Origin of the sequence: Marinobacter azerbaijanicus (genome assembly GCF_030250645.1) — a bacterium.
In the GTDB taxonomy this organism is placed as follows: domain Bacteria; phylum Pseudomonadota; class Gammaproteobacteria; order Pseudomonadales; family Oleiphilaceae; genus Marinobacter; species Marinobacter azerbaijanicus.
In genome coordinates this window covers 91,729-110,006 of sequence record NZ_JASSVS010000007.1, presented here as the reverse complement: position 1 = coordinate 110,006, position 18,278 = coordinate 91,729, and the positions used below count along the sequence as shown (strand labels likewise).

The window sequence follows — 18,278 nt, the reverse complement described above, 5'->3', positions numbered from 1 at the left end:
GCCTCAGGCAACGATTCCGCAGGTCAGAGGTGCTGATTCAGGGCATTTTCAAGTTCAGAGCGATAATACAGGTACTGGATCGTCTGAATATCCTGCTGGTAAACCTGGGGATCCAGATCGTGGGGCAAATGAACATCGGTCAGGTATACCGGATACCGCTCCGGACTATTACGCTGGGAACGGATGTAATGCGCCACCGCCGGAATCAGCTGGTTTCCATATTCCTGCACAGTAAATTCCTGATCACCACAGAAAATGTCGAAGCGGACCCGGGCACCTCCTTCCTGAATGCCAATCGCCTGCACTTCAAGCCCCGGTAGAGGAACATGACTGTCGGCATCCGGGCGGCGCTCTGTCAGCCACTGGCCGCCACGGAGCAGCACCTCATAACACCGGGTCCCGGCAATATCCGCCACCGCATCCAGTTGCCGCAACTGGCGTCGCTCAGTCAGGTTTTCCAGGAATCGCAGCAAGGGCACCAACAGATAGCGACGATTGACATACCCCTGCTGCCAGGAGAATACCGATCCCAGTTCATCCACTACCCAAACACGGGCTCTGTCACCGGTGACCCTGTAGAACACCTGTATATTCCCCGGCTCACTGGCGTGGCAGACCGCTCGCAACGGCAGGTCATCCAGCAGCGCATGACGGTCAAACACCACCGGTACATAGGACTCCTGGGGCTTGGCCAGATAATCCATGAGCGATTCACTGCTATCCAGGGCGACAAACCCCGGCTCGTTGCCATTAAAGCGCAAGACGAAAAAGCGCCGATCCATTTCAATGACATAGCGGAGCGGATGAGGGCCCGCCCCCCCCGCAAAAAAGTGGCGCATGACATCGGCAAAGAGCTCACGCACCCGACGCGCAATGGTGGCACCATGCCCCTTATTGTGGCTGTGGACCATAATGTCGGGCAATCGGTCCGGCGTGCCGGCGACCGAAGCCAGCACATTTTTCAGACACTGGATTAGGGTGTCGCCGGCCGCATAGTGCTGCAGACTGACTTCATGCCAGCTGTTGAAGGTAACCTGATCAATGGTGCTTACCAGGTTTTCCCGACCGCCGCTGAACCCCAGAGAATCATGCCGTGCGCTGAGTTTGTGCAGGCCACGCTCGGTCAGATGGGCCTGTGGGTCCAGCCCCACATTCACGAACAGCAGATTCCGCAGTGGATGCACGCCCCTGGACAGGGCCTCCCGACTGGCGGGCTCCACCGGGATGGACAGAAAGGAGCCAAGTGCGTCCAGCATTTCCCGCAGCTCTGCTACTGACGCAGTGCTACTGCCGGCCCGCACATTCAAGCGGGTAGACCGGCTCAGCAGGCCATTGCAGTAGCACCACACCATCAGCTCTGTCAGGTTTCCGGAGCGGCGAATGACCGGTTGCCAGAACGCATCGGATGGGTCTTCAAGGTCCCGGTACAACAACCAGCCCTCAGCCCCGACAGCTCCGCCCTGCTCCGACTGGTGATGAAATGCAAGATTCTCTTCCACAAGAGAGGGTGCCAGCCCGGGATTGATCTGTTCGATCTTGCCGGCCTTGCGCTGGAAAGCGGCGTAGAGCTTACGCCCCAGCAGGTTCATATCGTTACTACTGATAGCGGCACGGGTACCATGATCACGGGCCAGCCGCGACAGCAGACGATAGCTGTGGGTAAGTTCCGCCACTACGGCCCGGCGCAGAGTCACGACATCTTCCGCACGCCAGCGGCTCCGGTTATCCAGATTCTCGACCTCTGCGGCAGACCAGCCCCAGCCTTCAACCAGTGTCCGTAGCAGATCGGTGCGCCAGCCGGAAATCACCTGTCCGGAACGGGTCAGGGGAAGGCCGGCTTTCAGATAAAGGCTCTGGCGAACCAGTGCCAGACGCTCGGGAGCATCTTCCTCAAGCAGCCACTGCTCCAGCCGTTCGTAAAGCAACACATAAGGGTCAAGCCGATCGGGATCTGTAGCCCCGGCATAGACCGCAGCCTTGAAGACCCGGGACAGCAGTGGCTGGGTGTTGCCCCGGGCATAACACTCAATCAGCAGCAGCTTGAGAATAGATTTCCAGGGGGCATCAATGCCTTTGTACAGCTGCCATACGCCGGCGCCGAGAAACTCCTCTTCCGGTATCGACAGCGCCGGCCCGAAATCGATGTACTCATCGCCACGAATGAAACGACAGTCAATCAGTTGCCGCGCGCACTCGTCGTAACGCCCCTCGTCTTCCACAGGAACCAGCCACCACAGGGGATAGCAGCCACCCAGATGAATGCTGGTGCGGTAGAACTCATCCAGCAGGAGATAATGCTGCGCGCTACCGCAGTTCTCACCGGTGACTTCCGCACGCTGACGCCCTGCCCGCCAGTCTGCGGCCGAGAAAACAAATACATGAAGCTCGACACCCAGAGTCGACGCCCAGGCCGAAAGATTCTCCGCCTTGCGTTCAAGACAACGGACACCGCGTTCGGACAGATTCGGACGGTGGCACAACCAGATGTCCAGATCGCTGGCCACTGAATGGCCGAGGGTACCGGGACTTCCCATCAGGAACAGGGCTTCCAGATCAGGCTTCCGGCGCCCCTCATCCTTGAGCGAAAAGGTTCTGGCCAGGCGCCTGGCCGCATTCAGGGTGGGCTCCGTGGGCCGGTAATGGCTCAATCCGTAAGGGCAGTCACTGTCGAGGTAGCCGGGCAGCGACGGGTGATTAAGGTGGAATACCAGCGGCAACACCTCCAGGACCGCCTGCTGACGATAGGTCAGGGCGGAACGGGCGCGCTCCCAGCGCTGCTGATTGACAGCCATGAACCGGTCCCGCAGCTGACGCAGCGTTTTTCGGTCGATACCCTCATCAAAGTCCAGGGCAATGGGAGCGGTATGAATGGTCAAGGTGACTCCGAGGGAGAGGTTCTTTCCGATATCATTATCAGTATGATGGACGCATCGTGGCAAAACCGGCAAAAAAATAAAAGCGGGACTACTTTATAACACCCCGCCAAATCTGGTTGAGGTTATTCTCTCGTGAAAGAGTTTTTTATCCGTCGAGACCGCTCCGACGCACCCCCGGGCAGCGAGCGCCGAACCCTTATCCGCATTGACGATGAGGGCGTCATTGTCTTTGCTGACCACCATTCAGAGGCGGTGCTGGGCTATGATGCCAGCGAACTGGAAGGGCGTAAGGTGCAATGTATTCTTGCCGCCCGCCAGGACGATCCGTTTGCACCGTCCCACCGCCATCGCATTGAAAATGGTGAGTCGATCCTGATTACCTTCCGTCACAAGGAAGGTTTTTTCTTCACTGCCGATCTCAGCCTGCGCATGGACATCCGCGATTCTGATCAGGCCGCCAGTGCCCGCATCAGTCAGCGAGACCACTCTCCAGTGGACCAGCGCCTGATCCGAATGATGGAGACCTCTGCGAATCTGGGGCTCTGGGAACTGGACGTCAACAACAATGAACTGACATGGACAGATGGCATGTATCACCTGCTGGAGTTACGGCCTGGCAGCGAGATCACTCCGGAGCAGGCGCTGTTCTATTGCCAGTCCAGCCAGGGTCGGATCCGTGCGCGGTTCCGGCGCTGCATCCGCAGCGGCCAGCCTTTTTCCCTGACACTGGACCTGTTGACGGCCCGACAGAACATACGCCGGGTCAAACTGACCGGCCGTGCCCTGAAAACCGGCGAACGGATTCAACGCCTTGGTGGAACCCTGATCGACCAGACCCAGGAACAACGCCAGCAACTGGCCATACGGCGCACAGAACAGTTGCTGGGCGCAACCACCAGCGCCACCAGCGACCTTGTGGTCGCTGTAGACCGCGCCCTTAACCTCATGCATTTCAACCAGGCATTTTGCAACCAGTTCGAGCTCACCTTTGGCCAGAAGCCGCAACACGGCAATAATCTGAACACCCTGTTACAGGACTACCCGAATGAACGGCGACTGATTGAACGGCTCTGGACCCGGGCCTTTGAGCGGGAGAGCTTTGTGGTGGAAATGCCATTGGCCCAGCAAAACCGCGAGCTCCCCCTGTACGAGATTCATTATCAGCGGCTCACCAACGAAACGGGCGAGGTCATTGGCGCCGTGCATGTCGCCCGTGACATCAGCGAGCGGCTGCAGAACGCCTCCAACAGCGAATACCGGATCCAGCATGACCCGGTGACCGGCCTGATGAACCGGAAGGCTTTTCTGGCACGCCTGCAGCGAACCCTGGAACACAAACCCAGACGTGAGGGTGGCGACAGCCTCCTGTACCTGGACCTTGACGGATTCGATCACTTCAATGAGATCGCCGGCAGTGGCACTTGCGACCGTTATCTGCGCGAGCTGGCCGGCAACCTGGGAGTCAAGGTCCGGCAGAGGGATGCCCTGGCCCGGCTTGCCGGCGACACCTTTGCCCTGCTGATCGAGAACTGCCCCGAAGCGCGAGCCCGAAAGATTGCCGAAAGCATCCTTGAGTTGATAGAGGGGTTTGTATTTCACTGGAAGGAGAGAAATCTACAGACGACGGCCAGTGGCGGCCTACTCTTCCTCGACGGCGATTCACCCGCCAACCCCGAACAACTGCTGGCCCAGGCAGCGGACCTGTGCCATACCGCGAAAACGTCGGGGCGCAACCGTATCCATGCGGGCCCGGCCATGTCCCGGTCAATGGACGAAGGATCCACCAACGAGGTCCTGGAAAAGATCCGGCAGGCTCTCGATAATGGCCAGGTCCGCCTTGAGTTCCAGTCAATGCGACCGGTGGCAAGTGTCACCTGGGGTGACCATATTGAGATACTCGCACGGATCCCCGGAGAGACGCCGGACAGCCCGCCCCTGACACCGGATGCCTTCCTGCCTGTGGCGGAGCGGTTCGACCTCGCCAAACGCCTGGACCGCCAGGTGATTCGCCAGACCCTGGCCTGGATGGGACAACATCGGCTGCTGGAACCACGCCTCAAATACTGTGGCTTTAACCTGTCCCTGGCCAGCGTGCTGGACGACACCTTCGCCGACTTTATGGAAGACATACTGAAGGACTCGCCATTTGCGCCCGGATGTTTCTGCCTGGAGATCCGGGAAGCCCACGCAACCCAATACCCGGATGACGTAGCGGTACTCTGCGACACCCTCCATCGGGTTGGCTGTCGGGTGGCACTGGATGGCGCGGGGGCATCGGTGGAAAGCTACAGCCTCGCGGCAAAGCTGCCGGTGGACATCATCAAACTCGACCACAAGATCATGCAGCACCTGAACGATGATCCGGTGCAGCAGGTAATGGTGGAGGCACTGCACAAGATCGCAGCGGCTGCGGGCAAGGTGACCGTGGCCACCTTCATCGAGAATGATGACACCTTGCGCAAGGTACGAACCCTGGGCATTCACTATGGCCAGGGATTCCGACTCTACCGACCCCGCCCCCTGGAGGAACTGGCGCCGGCAGAGGTCGCCCTGACCACGGGAAAGATCGGTGGCTAGAGCACCTTCCGGGCACGGGCCACGGCGGCGCGGACCTGTTCCGGCGCCGTGCCGCCCAGGTGATTCCGGGCCTGCACCGAGCCTTCCAGCGTCAGCACATCAAACACGTCCTCACCGATAACGTCCGAGAAGCGAGTCAACTCCTCCGTTGTCATTTCTGAGAGATCACGCCCCTCGGCCACGCCAAAGGCCACGGCTTTGCCGACAATCTCGTGGGCATCACGGAAAGCCACCCCTTTTTTCACCAGATAGTCCGCCAGATCGGTGGCGGTCGAGAAACCCCGTTTGGCAGCCACCCGCATGTTGTCGGCCCTGGCTTCGATGGCGGGAACCATGTCAGCGTACGCCTTCAGGCATCCCTTGACGGTGTCCACGGTATCAAACAGCGGCTCCTTGTCTTCCTGATTGTCCTTGTTATAGGCCAGCGGCTGGCTCTTCATCAGGGTCAGCAGGCTGATCAGGTGACCGTTTACCCGGCCGGTCTTGCCACGCACAAGCTCCGGTACATCCGGATTCTTCTTCTGGGGCATGATGGAAGACCCGGTGCAGAACCGGTCAGGCAGGTCGATGAAATCAAACTGGGCGGAGGTCCACAGCACCAGCTCTTCACTGAACCGCGACAGGTGAGTCATCAACAGGGCCGCAAAACTGCAGAACTCGATGGCAAAATCCCGGTCGCTGACGGAGTCCAGGGAATTCTCGCTGGGACGGTCAAAGCCCAGCAGCTTTGCCGTAATGTTTCGATCAATCGGGTAGGTGGTACCCGCCAGTGCTGCCGCGCCCAGGGGCATCACGTTCACCCGCTTGCGGCAGTCCTGCAGGCGCTCGGCGTCCCGGACAAGCATTTCGTACCAGGCCAGCAGGTGATGGCCGAATGTGACCGGCTGTGCGGTCTGAAGGTGAGTGAACCCCGGCATGATGGTTTCAGCCTCACGTTCGGCGAGGTCCAGCAGACCAGCTTGCAGGCGCCGGAGCTCTTCGGCAATAACATCGATTTCGTCACGAAGATAAAGACGGATATCGGTGGCCACCTGATCGTTGCGGCTGCGTCCGGTGTGCAGCTTCTTGCCGGTAATACCGATACGATCCGTCAGGCGCGCCTCAATATTCATGTGCACATCTTCAAGACTGACAGACCATTCGAAGGTGCCCGCTTCAATATCTGCCTTGACCGCTTTGAGGCCTTCAATAATGGTGTCGCGCTCGTCCCCGGTCAGCACGCCAACTTCCGCCAGCATGGTCGCGTGGGCAATGGAACCGGTAATATCGTGATGGTAAAGGCGCTGATCAAAGCCCACGGACGCGGTGAAACGCTCCACAAACGCATCGGTGGGTTCAGTGAAACGACCGCCCCAGGGTTTTTCGGCGCTCTTGTTCTGATCCGTCATGGTCTATCTTTCCTGCTGACAGCCCGGCATCATTCTGCGGGAATGGGTAAATGAAATGTCGCAGGATTATAGCATTCTGCAGCGCACAGTTGCCCTTCTCTGATTCAGGAAAATGGGATTCAGAAGAAGGGTTCCAGGAACAGGTCCAATGGCAGCAAGACAAAACAGGGAACGCCCGGTGCAGGTATCCACAATGAATGACGCCGATTTCTATGTCCCGGACCTGTGCCGGGTACGGGCGGTCTTCATGCTGGTAGTGACCAGTGAACTGCTGGTTCTGGTGCTGTCCATCGTCCAGGCACAAAATCACTGGATTGACTGGAACTACTTTGGATTGCTGTCCCTTTTCGTGCAATGGACGGTGCTGACCAGTGCCGCCCTGATCTGCCTGTTGCGACGCTGGCTCTCGCGCCTGACCATCCCCCGCGCCACCACAGTGATTGTTGCCATCGTGCTGCTGGACGTACTGGCCTTCAGCCTGTTCGCCGACAGTGTCCTGCATCCCCGGCCCGGCGTCGTGGCCTGGCAGGGTGTAGCCAAGAAACTGTTACTGGCATTGCTGATCACACTTATGGTGCTGCGCTACTTTTATCTGCAATTCCAGTGGCAACAACAACGGGAATCGGAAATGCAGGCGCGACTGACAGCCTTGCAGGCCAGGATCCACCCCCACTTCCTGTTCAACAGCATGAACACCATTGCCAGCCTGATATCGGTAAACCCGGAACGGGCAGAGGATGCCGTGCTCGATCTGTCGGAACTCTTCCGCGCCAGTCTTCGCACCGGTGATCGTCTGATCCCCCTATCGGCGGAGCTTGACCTGTGCCGGCGCTACCTGGCCATCGAAAAACTGCGCCTGGAAGACCGGCTGACACTGGACTGGCAGGTTGAAGACGGCCTCGACCAGCAGGCCATTCCACCCCTGACGCTGCAGCCGCTGGTGGAAAATGCCATCTATCACGGCATACAGCCCCGTCCGAACGGCGGCACGGTGAAGATCGAGGCCTATCGCAGGGGGCAGTCAGTTTACCTGATGGTGCAGAATCCGCGACCGGCTCCGGACCATGGCGGCCATGATGGCAACCGCATGGCGCTGGCCAACATTCAGTCACGCCTTCACGCCCTGTTTGGAGAACCCGCCGTGCTGAAACACAGCCACCAGAATGATATATATACCGTCACTCTCCGGCTGCCCTGGCAAAAGGCGAGTGGCAACGGTAAACCCCCAGCAAGGAGTGAATAGGCACACATGGCCGACGCAAACAGCCGCAGCGTACTGATTGCCGACGACGAGCCTCTGGCCCGTGAACGCATCCGCAGGCTGGTGGAAGCCCTGCCAGGTTACGAGGTATCCGGTGAAGCCGGCGACGGCGAGGAGGTACTGGCAAAAATAGCCCAAATGGCTCCGGACATACTCCTGCTGGATATCCGCATGCCGGGAATGGACGGTATGGAAGCGGCTCAGCGAATCACGACGTTGGAGGCGCCCCCGGCCGTTATCTTCTGTACGGCTTACGACCACTACGCCATCCAGGCCTTCGACGTTCATGCGGTTGCATACCTGCTCAAGCCGGTTCGCCGGGAAGCGCTGGCTGATGCCCTGAAGCGCGCAGGCCATATCAATCGTGTGCAATTACAGGCGCTGGCGGGAAAGGAGTCGGGCGCGGATGAACAGCTCGCCATCCGCACTCACCGGGGCACCGAGCTGATCGATATCGGGGGAATCCTGTACTGCGAGGCCGACCAGAAATACGTCACCATCCACCATGTCCGTGGCGAGACAGTTACCGATTACACCCTGAAGGAGCTGGAAAGCACCTATCCCGAGCACCTCCTGAGGGTTCACCGCCACACCCTGGTGGGAGTCAGGTATATCCAGGCATTGCTCAGGAGCCGTGACGGTCAGAATGTAATCAGTCTGACGGAAAATTACGGTCAGCTGCCGGTGAGCAGAAGGCACGCCTCCTCTGTCCGGCAGTGGCTGAAGGAACACCGCCCGGGGTAGTCCTTCCAGCCTCGCTGAAGGGGACATTTGGCTCCACAATTGCCCCCACAAAGGTTACCCTTGGCAAACCATTTATCATCCGGCAATGAGTACCATGTCAAAACGAACCCTTCGTATTGCAACCCGCAGCAGCGCCCTGGCGCTGTGGCAGGCGGAATTCATAAAGTCTGAACTGGAGCGGCTCCACGACAACGTGGAGGTTGAGCTGGTCAAGATCAAAACCCAGGGCGACAAGATCCTGGATGTACCGCTGGCCAAGATCGGTGGCAAGGGCCTGTTCGTCAAAGAGCTGGAAGAGGCCATGCTGGCCGGCCAGGCCGACCTGGCCGTGCACTCCATGAAGGATGTCCCCATGGAGTTTCCGGAAGGGCTTGGGCTGGTAGCCATCTGTGAGCGGGAAGATCCCACTGACGCCTTCGTCAGCAATGACTACGAAAACGTGGATGCGCTCCCCCATGGCGCCGTTGTAGGCACTGCCAGCCTGCGCCGGGAGGCCCAGCTCCGTGCCTACCGGCCAGACCTGGAAATCCGCACCCTGCGCGGTAACGTCAACACCCGTCTGGCGAAGCTCGACGCCGGTGACTACAACGCCATTGTATTGGCCAGCTCCGGACTCAAGCGCCTCGGCTTCCACGATCGTATCCGCTACAGCCTGCCGGACAGCGTATCCCTGCCCGCCGTGGGCCAGGGCGCACTGGGCATCGAATGCCGACTGAACGACGCCGAACTGATCAGCATGCTGGAACCCCTCGATCACCTGGACACCTCGGATCGGGTCAAGGCCGAACGGGCTTTGAACCGTCGCCTGCAGGGTGGCTGCCAGGTACCCATTGCCGCGTACGCGCTGCTGGAAGACGATGACACCCTCTGGCTGCGGGGCCTGGTAGGAGCCGTGGACGGCACCCAGGTGTTCCGGGTGGAAGGACGGGCTCCGCGCAGCGAAGGCGAACGCCTTGGCCGCGAGCTGGCAGAAGACCTGCTTGCCCTGGGTGCAGACAAGGTGCTGGCTGAAATATATGGCCACACGCCAACCTGACGCCCTGCCCCTTGAAGGCCGGCGGATCCTGATCTGTCGGCCACAGCCCGAGGCGGACCGACTGGCCACAGCGTTTCGTGATGCCGGTGCAGACGCACGGGCGCTTCCGCTTATTACCCGGGAACCTCTTCCGGAAGACCCCGCCACCCGCACACTCATCCTGAACCTGGATGAGTTCAGCCATGTGATTGCCGTCAGCCCCTATGCTGCCAACCTGCTGCTGGAGTGGCTGGATACCTGGTGGCCACAGACGCCTGCAGGCATTCACTGGTATGGGGTCGGAGCAGGGACCGCTGCGGTGCTGGCCAGCCATGGACTGAACCCCCTGCAGCCGGAAACCGGCCATACCAGCGAAGATTTGCTACAGTTGCCGGAGCTGGCCACGCTGGACCATGAGAAGGTTCTGGTAGTGCGGGGCGAGGAAGGTCGCGAGCTAATCCCGCAGACTCTGGAAAACAGGGGGGCGAGAGTGACCATGCTGCCACTTTATCGCCGGTACTGCCCCAACTATGATAAAGACACGCTGAAAGCGATGCTGAACGATTTTTCCCCCGAGGCCATCGTCACACTGTCGGGAGAAACATTGAACAATCTCATCGCACTAAGTGAAAATACCGGCCATAATCTTGAAGATACTTTGCTGGTTGTCCCCGTCGAGCGGATTGCCGAACAAGCACGTCAGGCCGGCCTGCGGCGAACGTGCATACCAGGAAGCCTTGCCGATAGCACAATTGTGGCTGCAGTTGCCAGACAACTTGCCAGCGTGGACGGTGGCTCCGGAAACACCAAGTAAGGATGCCCGTGACAGAATCAAAAGCTCAACTGCCCGCCCCGATCGCAAAGCCCCAGCAAACACGGCAACGGCTGTGGCCCCTCTGGATTATCACCCTGCTGGCCCTTGCCCTGGCAATAGCACTGGCGCTATGGAGCTGGCAGCAGTGGAACAACTACCAGTCACTTCAGCAATCCATCACCAGCCTGGAAAGCGAGACCGAGCAACTGGACCGCATGTACGGCCAGTCCGGCAACGAGCAGAGCCAGCGCCTGCAGACCCTGGAAGAAAAACTCTCGGAACAGCGTGAACTGATCGCCACCCAACAGCGCCAGATTGACCACAATGCCCGCGAACTGCTGGAAGCCGGCAACCGCACCCGCACCGACTGGCTGCTGGCGGAAGCAGAATACCTGCTGCGGATCGCCAACCAGCGCCTGATGATTGAGAAAGACATCCGCGGTGCGCTGGCAGCACTGGAGTCCGCTGACGAAGTGCTGACAGAATCTGACGATATCGGCGTTTATCCCGTTCGCCAACAGCTGGCCAAAGAAATACTCGCTCTCAAGGGCCTTGCCGATGTCGACCGCACCGGGCTCTACCTGAAGCTGGAGGCGGCTATCGACAGCATCCACCAGCTAACCGACAACGCCCTTGTCCATGACCGTGCTCCCGGTTTTACTGGCGGCAGCGACAGCCAGGAAAGCGCAAACACCCAGCCGGGGCTGGTCGCTGAAGCATGGCATGAGGTCAAGCAAACCCTGTCACAGGTGGTTGTGGTCCGCAGGATGGATGAGCCGGTCAAACCCCTTCTTTCCCCGGAACAGAGTGCCTATGCCCGGCTCAATATCCAGCTGATGCTCGAAGAGGCGGAGCTGGCGGTGCTGCGCGGCCATCAGGAGCTGTATAGCCGGGCCCTCACCAAGGCCAGCAACGCCATCAACAACTGGTACGACAGCAGCAACCCCCGCATCATCGCCCTTTCCAGGACCCTGGAAGAACTGTCCGAAAAGAATGTTGACCCGGAACTGCCAGACATCAGCCAGTCGCTGCAATTGCTCAAGGCCCGGCTGGCCGGACGGCTCGACAATGGCGATGAAGAGACCCGGGACAACAACAGCAGCGATGAACAGGGAGATGCCTCATGATCCGCATCCTGCTGATCATCCTGGTTGCCCTGTTGCTGGGCACCGCCCTTGCCATGGGGCTGCAGTACGACCTGGGCTATATCCGCATCAGTCTGGGCAACTACCTGGTGGAAACCAACTTCTGGATTGGCCTGGCACTGCTGGTGCTGCTCGTTGTGGGTTCGGTGCTGGTCATCAACATGTTTCGCCGCCTACGCCACGGCACTGGCATGGTCGCCAACTGGCTGGCCCGCAGTAACGAGCGCCGTGCCCGCCGCCGCACCACCCAGGGCCTGCTGGCCCTGGCAGAAGGCAACTGGCCCCGAGCGCGCAAATTACTGACCTCATCCGCGGAACACGCGGACACCCCACTGATCAACTACCTGGCCGCCGCCCAGGCCTCGTTCGAGTCAGGGGATCACGAAGCCGTTGACGAACTGTTGCGTAAAGCTTTCGAGAGCACTCCCGGCTCCGACATGGCCGTGGGCATTACCCAGGCCCAGCTGCAACTGGCCGGCAACCGGCTGGAGCAGGCCCTGGCGACACTGTTGAGACTGCGCAAGCAGGCCCCCCATCACCCGTTCGTGCTCAAGCTGCTGAAAAATACCTACGTGCGCCTGGAAGACTGGCGTGAACTTTCCCGCCTTCTCCCGGAAATCCGCAAGCGCAACCTGATGGAGAGCGAAGAGCTGGGCGATCTGGAACGACGGGTCTGGCACAACCTGCTGCAGAGTGCAGCCGAGGAGTGCCGACGGCATTCCGGTGAGCCGACTGCGTCCCTGGAGCCACTGACCCGGTTATGGGACGAACTGCCCGGCTTTCTCCGCCGCGACGAGCACACTATCCGCGAATACGCACGCCTTCTGGCGGAACTGGGCGACGAAGCCCAGGCAGAAACGCTTTTGCGGAAGGTGTTGCGCAATCACTGGGGTGACGACCTGATCAACCTGTACGGTCGCGTGAAAGGGCTGAAACCCGACGAACAACTGCTGGTTGCTGAACAGTGGCTGAAAGACCGCCCCAATAATCCGGAACTACTGCTGGCCCTTGGGCGACTGAGCCTGCGCAATGAGCTCTGGGGCAAGGCCCGGGAATACTTTGAAACCAGCCTGAAACTACGCCGCAGCCGTGAAACCATGGCCGAGCTGAGTCGTCTGAATGCCCACATGGGGGAAGGTGAGAACAGTGTGAAGCTGTTGATGCAGGGGCTGGTCAAGGACAGTGGGTTGCCGGACTTGCCGATGCCCAAGGCTTGAAGTCACCGGGAACACCCGTAGGTCGGATTAGCGAAGCGTAATCCGACACCATATTCGGATATTGCCGCCATTTGTCGGATTACGGCTTCGCCTAATCCGACCTACGTAGGTTCGTCGCAAAATCCGATAACGGCGGTATCAGATCGGGCACGGGGTGGGGTGCCTTTTCTGGCGGGAAAAGGTGTCTGAGCGAAGCGAGTTCTTTTCCCATAAGAAAAGGTACCCCACCTCGGGACCCGCCCCCTACTCAGCAGGCTACCTGAACTCAGGCTTACACCTACTCACCCCCTGGGCGCGTATTCCAACACATCAGAAAAAAACGCCTCCGGCGGCAACCCGGCTTCAAGCAACGCATCCATCAATGTATAAACCATCGTCGGCGAACCACTGGCGTGGACTTCCACGTTATTCCAGTCCAGGCCTGAAGCCAGCACCGTGCGCACCAACTGATCATGGTGTCCGCTCCACTCGTTATCCTCGTCATCCCCTACCACTGGCAGGAAGGTAAACGGTGGCCATTCTTCCTCCCACGTCTGGGCGAGAGATCGCAGATACATATCTTCGTGGCGACGAACGCCCCAGTAGAACTTTACCGGCTTGTCGTAGGAAGTTTCCCGCAGATAATCCACCAGGCTTTTTACCTGGGCAAAACCGGTTCCGGCCGCTACCAGCAACAAAGGTTTGTCGGGAGCCGAGGCCAGGCAGGCACGGCCATGGGGTAATTCAACGGTGACTTCGCCGCCGGACGTGAGCGCATCAATCACCTTCTGGGCTGAGACCCATTCCGGCGTGGCCTGGATGTGCAGCTCGATCAACTCTGCCGTGGGGCTGCTGGCAATGGAGAAGTAGCAGGGATCAGCATCCGGCAGGTTCACAGAAAGGTACTGTCCGGCGTGGAACGACAGCTCCCGGCGACGGGGCAGTTGCAGTTCCACACAATATACGTCGTGGTTGATGGAGCGAACGTCCACCACCTTTGCCTGGAACTTGCGGGGCTTGTTGTCTCCGGGGGCCATAACGGCTTCTATCTCCAGTTCTAGGTCACTGAGCGCAAGGGTTCGACACATCATCAGGCGCCCGGTGACCGGAATTGTATGTTGATTGCGGGTGTTCAGGGCTTTGCCGCTTAGCAGGCGTGCCTCACAGAGTTCACACACACCATTTCGGCACGCCGCTGGGACGGCGATACCTGCGCCGCCAGCCGCCGCAAGAAGTGTTTCACCGGCAGCGGCGGTATACGATAAGGCCGCCGGCGCCAATTGAATACGAAACACATCGCTGGCCATATCAGTCGGGGCGTTCGGGCGAAACTTCAATCCCCAGGCTGTCCCAGATGTCGTCAACACGCTTCTTCACATCGTCTGACATGGTAATGGGTGTGCCCCACTCCCGGTCGGTTTCACCCGGCCATTTGTTGGTGGCGTCCATACCCATCTTCGACCCCAGCCCTGACACCGGCGAGGCGAAATCCAGATAATCAATGGGGGTGTTCTCCACCAGGGTTGTATCCCGGGTCGGGTCCATGCGCGTTGTCATCGCCCAGATCACATCCTTCCAGTCCCGCGCGTTTACGTCGTCGTCGGTGACAATCACAAACTTGGTGTACATGAACTGCCTCAGGAACGACCATACCCCCATCATCACCCGCTTTGCATGGCCGGGGTACTGTTTCTTGATGGTCACCACTGCAAGACGGTACGAGCAACCCTCTGGCGGCAGGTAAAAATCCACGATCTCGGGAAACTGCTTCTGCAGGATGGGAATAAACACTTCATTCAGTGCCACCCCGAGAATTGCCGGTTCATCGGGCGGACGACCGGTATAGGTGCTGTGGTAGATCGGGTTCTTGCGGTGAGTCATCCGCTCCACGGTAAACACCGGGAACTGATCCACTTCGTTGTAGTAGCCGGTGTGGTCCCCGAACGGCCCTTCAAGCGCCATGTCATCCGGGTATATAAAGCCCTCCAGCACAATCTCGGCGCTGGCCGGCACCTGCAGATCGCTGAGGCCACATTGCACCAGCTCCGTTCGACCACCCCGCAGCAGGCCTGCAAAGGCATACTCGGAGAGCGTGTCGGGCACCGGCGTCACAGCCCCCAGAATCGTCGCAGGATCTGCGCCCAGGGCTACCGCCACAGGATAGGGTTTACCAGGATTGGCTTTCTGGAACTCCTGGAAGTCGAGTGCGCCGCCACGGTGACTGAGCCAGCGCATGATCAAACGATTACGACCGATTACCTGCTGCCGGTAAATGCCCAGATTCTGGCGCTCCTTGTTCGGCCCGCGGGTAATCACCAGCGGCCAGGTCACCAGAGGCCCGGCATCCCCGGGCCAGCAATGCTGCACCGGTATCTGGTACAGATCCACCTGGTCTTTTTCAATGACGACATCCTGGCAGGGCGCCGAGCGAAGCACCTTGGGGCTCATGCGCATCACCTGCCGGAACATAGGCAGCTTTTCGATGGCGTCCCTGAAGCCTTTGGGGGGATCCGGTTCTTTCAGAAAGGCCAGCAGTTTGCCGATATCCCGCAGTGCGGTAACACTGTCCTGCCCCATTCCCATGGCCACGCGCTTTGGCGTACCAAACAGGTTGGCCAGCACGGGCATGTCATAACCTTTGGGGTTCTCGAACAACAGCGCAGGGCCACCTGCCCGCAACGTGCGGTCGCAGATTTCGGTCATTTCCAGGTGGGGGTCCACTTCTACTGAAACCCGCTTCAGCTCACCGAGCTTTTCAAGCTGGTCTATGAAGTCTCTCAGGTCGTTGTATTTCATCGGCTGCTCCGGTTGATTCCGGCATTGTACGCGAATTCTGTGGTTTTGGTTCGGCTTGGGCGCAGGAACAGGGCGGGGTAATCAGTACGGGCGCGCAAAGAGCCGGATCGGCAACGCCGGGGATCTTCTCCCCGGACCGTGCATTGCCAGGGATGGCAATGCCGAGCCCCCATGGATGGGTTCACGGCGTGTCCGGGGAGAAGATCCCCGGCGTTGCAAGCCCCCCAGGCCAGTGCGCAAAGGGGGCCAGAGCCAGCACTTACCGACGCTTCATCGAGTCGAAGAACTCGGCGTTGGTCTTGGTTTCCTTGAGCTTGTCCAACAGGAACTCGATGGCAGCGGTGTCGTCGTCCATGGAGTGGAGAAGCTTGCGCAGAATCCAGACCCGCTGGATATCCGCTTCGCTCATCAGCAGATCCTCACGGCGCGTGCCGGAGCTGCGGATATTGATCGCCGGATAGACACGCTTCTCGGCAATTTTGCGATCCAGGTGGATCTCCATATTGCCGGTGCCTTTGAATTCCTCGTAGATCACCTCGTCCATCTTGGAACCGGTGCTGACCAGCGCCGTCGCCAGGATCGTCAGGCTTCCGCCTTCTTCCACGTTACGGGCCGCGCCAAAGAAACGCTTGGGCTTCTCCAGAGCGTGGGCATCAACACCGCCGGTCAATACTTTTCCGGAAGAAGGGATAACGGTGTTGTAGGCCCGGGCCAGGCGGGTAATGGAATCCAGCAGGATCACCACGTCCTTCTTGTGCTCTACCAGACGCTTGGCTTTCTCGATGACCATTTCCGCCACCTGGACGTGACGGGCCGGTGGCTCGTCAAAGGTGGAAGCGATGACTTCGCCGCGCACGGTGCGCTGCATCTCGGTCACTTCTTCCGGGCGTTCGTCAATCAGCAGCACCATCACGTGGCACTCCGGATTGTTGCGGGTAATGGACTGGGCGATGCTCTGCATCAGCAATGTTTTACCGGCCTTGGGTGGCGATACAATCAGTCCACGCTGGCCTTTACCAATTGGAGAAACCAGGTCGAGCACCCGTGAGGAGAGATCCTCGGTGCTGCCATTGCCCGCCTCGAGCATCAGACGCTCGTCAGGGAACAGAGGGGTCAGGTTCTCAAACAGGATCTTGTTACGGGCGTTATCCGGTTTGTCGAAGTTGATTTCGCTGACTTTCAGCAGAGCGAAATAACGCTCGCCGTCTTTCGGCGGCCGGATCTTGCCCGCAACCGTGTCACCGGTACGAAGGTTGAAACGGCGGATCTGGCTGGGCGACACATAAATGTCGTCCGGTCCGGCCAGATAGGATGCGTCTGCGGAACGCAGAAAGCCGAAGCCATCCTGCAGAATTTCCAGTACGCCGTCGCCGTGAATGTCTTCGCCGCTTTTGGCATGCTTCTTCAGGATGGTGAAGATCACATCCTGCTTGCGCGAACGAGCCAGGTTATCGAGGCCCATCTCTTGCGCAATTTCGAGCAATTCGGGCATGGAATTCTGCTTGAGTTCAGTAAGATTCATAGTTTATTAGATTGTCAGGAATGGAAGTAAACGGATATTGGAATGACAGGGATGCCCCTGAACGGATTGATCGGGTACACGTTGAACTTGGTGCTGGCCAGATGGAGCAACCGGTGTAGATGAAGTCCGGAAAAAACTGAAGCCAGAGACAGGAAGAACAACCGTTCGCCGGGCAAGACGGATCATCAGTCACCTTGCGTACCAATGTCAAGTGATGTCGGCCACTTTTGAAACGATTTGCGTATTTCAGGCCTTCTCCGCGGCCCCGGACGCAGGTTCCCCTCCCCCTGAAGGGTTACTCCCCTTCCATTACGCAGCACAGTTCCCGATACTAGTATGGTGACTTTATAAGACGCCGGAGACCATCCATGAGTAGCGACACCACAAGTGAGCTGAAACCCCTGAATATTGGCCTGTTAACCGTGTCTGATACCCGTGGAGTGGCGGAGGATACATCGGGACAGTTTCTGGAGAACAGCCTGATTGAAGCAGGCCACAAACTGGTTGCGCGCCGCATCCTGCCGGACGATGTTTACCTGGTGCGGGCACTGATATCCAGCTGGGTTGCAGACCCGGGCATCAACGCCGTGCTCATTACCGGCGGCACCGGCTTCCACGAGCGGGACAGTACACCGGAAGCCGTTACCCCATTGCTGGACAAGGTCATCGAGGGATTTGGCGAGGAATTCCGCCGCCTGTCCGCCAGCGAAATCGGCTCCTCAACCATTCAGTCCCGGGCCTTCGGTGGGATGGCCAATCACACTGTTATTTTCTGTCTGCCTGGCTCCACCGGCGCCTGCCGCACGGGCTGGAACGGAATTCTGAGCTCGCAGCTGGACAGCCGCCACGGCCCCTGCAATTTCTCGGCCCTGGCGCTGAGAAAGCCGGAGCTTCCTTTCAGCCGGATTAACGACGTCATTGGCGAGCGTTCGGAGCGATAATCC

The 18,278-nt window shown here is 59.2% G+C and carries 13 protein-coding genes; 8 read left to right on the top strand and 5 right to left on the bottom strand.

Features of this window, described 5'->3' with window-relative positions; all coding sequences use genetic code 11:
- Positions 1-23: 23 nt before the first annotated feature.
- Positions 24-2,876, bottom strand: a complete 2,853-nt coding sequence (locus QPM17_RS14665; RefSeq protein ID WP_285391571.1) for a class I adenylate cyclase — start codon at positions 2,874-2,876, stop codon at positions 24-26.
- 132 nt (positions 2,877-3,008) lie between these two features.
- On the opposite strand from QPM17_RS14665, the gene QPM17_RS14660 reads away from it, so the two are divergent.
- Entirely contained in the window at positions 3,009-5,453 is a 2,445-nt protein-coding gene (locus QPM17_RS14660) for an EAL domain-containing protein (RefSeq protein WP_285391570.1), read from the top strand.
- On the opposite strand, the gene argH is transcribed toward QPM17_RS14660, so the two are convergent.
- Positions 5,450-6,841: an argininosuccinate lyase gene (argH, locus tag QPM17_RS14655; RefSeq protein WP_285391568.1), complete on the bottom strand. Its 1,392-nt coding sequence runs from the start codon at positions 6,839-6,841 to the stop codon at positions 5,450-5,452. The genes QPM17_RS14660 and argH overlap by 4 nt on opposite strands.
- Positions 6,842-6,989: 148 nt before the next feature.
- Here argH and QPM17_RS14650 point away from each other — a divergent pair, with 148 nt between their 5' ends.
- The 6 genes from QPM17_RS14650 to QPM17_RS14625 all read left to right on the top strand — a co-directional run bounded on the left by QPM17_RS14650 (position 6,990) and on the right by QPM17_RS14625 (position 13,037).
- Positions 6,990-8,084, top strand: coding sequence for a sensor histidine kinase (locus QPM17_RS14650; RefSeq protein ID WP_285391565.1), 1,095 nt, complete (start codon positions 6,990-6,992; stop codon positions 8,082-8,084).
- A gap of 6 nt (positions 8,085-8,090) precedes the next feature.
- A complete protein-coding gene (locus tag QPM17_RS14645) occupies positions 8,091-8,846 on the top strand; it encodes a LytR/AlgR family response regulator transcription factor (RefSeq protein ID WP_285391563.1) in 756 nt (251 codons plus the stop codon).
- Positions 8,847-8,940: 94 nt separating this feature from the next.
- A complete protein-coding gene (gene hemC, locus QPM17_RS14640) occupies positions 8,941-9,882 on the top strand; it encodes a hydroxymethylbilane synthase (protein WP_285391562.1) in 942 nt (313 codons plus the stop codon).
- Entirely contained in the window at positions 9,863-10,675 is an 813-nt protein-coding gene (locus tag QPM17_RS14635) for a uroporphyrinogen-III synthase (RefSeq protein WP_285391561.1), read from the top strand. The genes hemC and QPM17_RS14635 overlap by 20 nt, the downstream gene beginning before the upstream one ends.
- 2 nt (positions 10,676-10,677) lie before the next feature.
- A complete protein-coding gene (locus QPM17_RS14630) occupies positions 10,678-11,802 on the top strand; it encodes a uroporphyrinogen-III C-methyltransferase (RefSeq protein WP_285391560.1) in 1,125 nt (374 codons plus the stop codon).
- Positions 11,799-13,037, top strand: coding sequence for a heme biosynthesis HemY N-terminal domain-containing protein (locus QPM17_RS14625; RefSeq protein ID WP_285391559.1), 1,239 nt, complete (start codon positions 11,799-11,801; stop codon positions 13,035-13,037). Before QPM17_RS14630 ends, QPM17_RS14625 begins: the two co-directional genes overlap by 4 nt.
- 281 nt (positions 13,038-13,318) lie before the next feature.
- On the opposite strand, the gene QPM17_RS14620 is transcribed toward QPM17_RS14625, so the two are convergent.
- The 3 genes from QPM17_RS14620 to rho form a co-directional block, all read right to left on the bottom strand.
- Complete coding sequence (locus QPM17_RS14620) at positions 13,319-14,323, bottom strand: 2Fe-2S iron-sulfur cluster-binding protein (protein WP_285391694.1); 1,005 nt, start codon at positions 14,321-14,323, stop codon at positions 13,319-13,321.
- A gap of 1 nt (position 14,324) precedes the next feature.
- Positions 14,325-15,812 carry a 4-hydroxy-3-polyprenylbenzoate decarboxylase gene (gene ubiD / locus QPM17_RS14615; RefSeq protein WP_285391558.1) on the bottom strand — a complete coding sequence of 496 codons (1,488 nt, stop codon included), beginning with the start codon at positions 15,810-15,812 and terminating at the stop codon, positions 14,325-14,327.
- 259 nt (positions 15,813-16,071) lie between these two features.
- Positions 16,072-17,334 (bottom strand): transcription termination factor Rho, encoded by a 1,263-nt coding sequence (rho, locus tag QPM17_RS14610; RefSeq protein ID WP_285391557.1) that lies wholly within the window; start codon positions 17,332-17,334, stop codon positions 16,072-16,074.
- 368 nt (positions 17,335-17,702) lie between these two features.
- Here rho and moaB point away from each other — a divergent pair, with 368 nt between their 5' ends.
- Positions 17,703-18,275, top strand: a complete 573-nt coding sequence (gene moaB / locus QPM17_RS14605) for a molybdenum cofactor biosynthesis protein B (protein WP_285391556.1) — start codon at positions 17,703-17,705, stop codon at positions 18,273-18,275.
- Positions 18,276-18,278 lie beyond the last annotated feature (3 nt).

Coding starts and splice junctions, on each gene's coding strand:
- argH (WP_285391568.1), bottom strand. CDS start 6,841: ATGACGGATCAGAACAAGAGCGCCGAAAAACCCTGGGGCGGTCGTTTC.
- QPM17_RS14650 (WP_285391565.1), top strand. CDS start 6,990: ATGGCAGCAAGACAAAACAGGGAACGCCCGGTGCAGGTATCCACAATG.
- QPM17_RS14645 (WP_285391563.1), top strand. CDS start 8,091: ATGGCCGACGCAAACAGCCGCAGCGTACTGATTGCCGACGACGAGCCT.
- hemC (WP_285391562.1), top strand. CDS start 8,941: ATGTCAAAACGAACCCTTCGTATTGCAACCCGCAGCAGCGCCCTGGCG.
- QPM17_RS14635 (WP_285391561.1), top strand. CDS start 9,863: ATGGCCACACGCCAACCTGACGCCCTGCCCCTTGAAGGCCGGCGGATC.
- QPM17_RS14630 (WP_285391560.1), top strand. CDS start 10,678: ATGCCCGTGACAGAATCAAAAGCTCAACTGCCCGCCCCGATCGCAAAG.
- QPM17_RS14625 (WP_285391559.1), top strand. CDS start 11,799: ATGATCCGCATCCTGCTGATCATCCTGGTTGCCCTGTTGCTGGGCACC.
- QPM17_RS14620 (WP_285391694.1), bottom strand. CDS start 14,323: ATGGCCAGCGATGTGTTTCGTATTCAATTGGCGCCGGCGGCCTTATCG.
- ubiD (WP_285391558.1), bottom strand. CDS start 15,812: ATGAAATACAACGACCTGAGAGACTTCATAGACCAGCTTGAAAAGCTC.
- rho (WP_285391557.1), bottom strand. CDS start 17,334: ATGAATCTTACTGAACTCAAGCAGAATTCCATGCCCGAATTGCTCGAA.
- moaB (WP_285391556.1), top strand. CDS start 17,703: ATGAGTAGCGACACCACAAGTGAGCTGAAACCCCTGAATATTGGCCTG.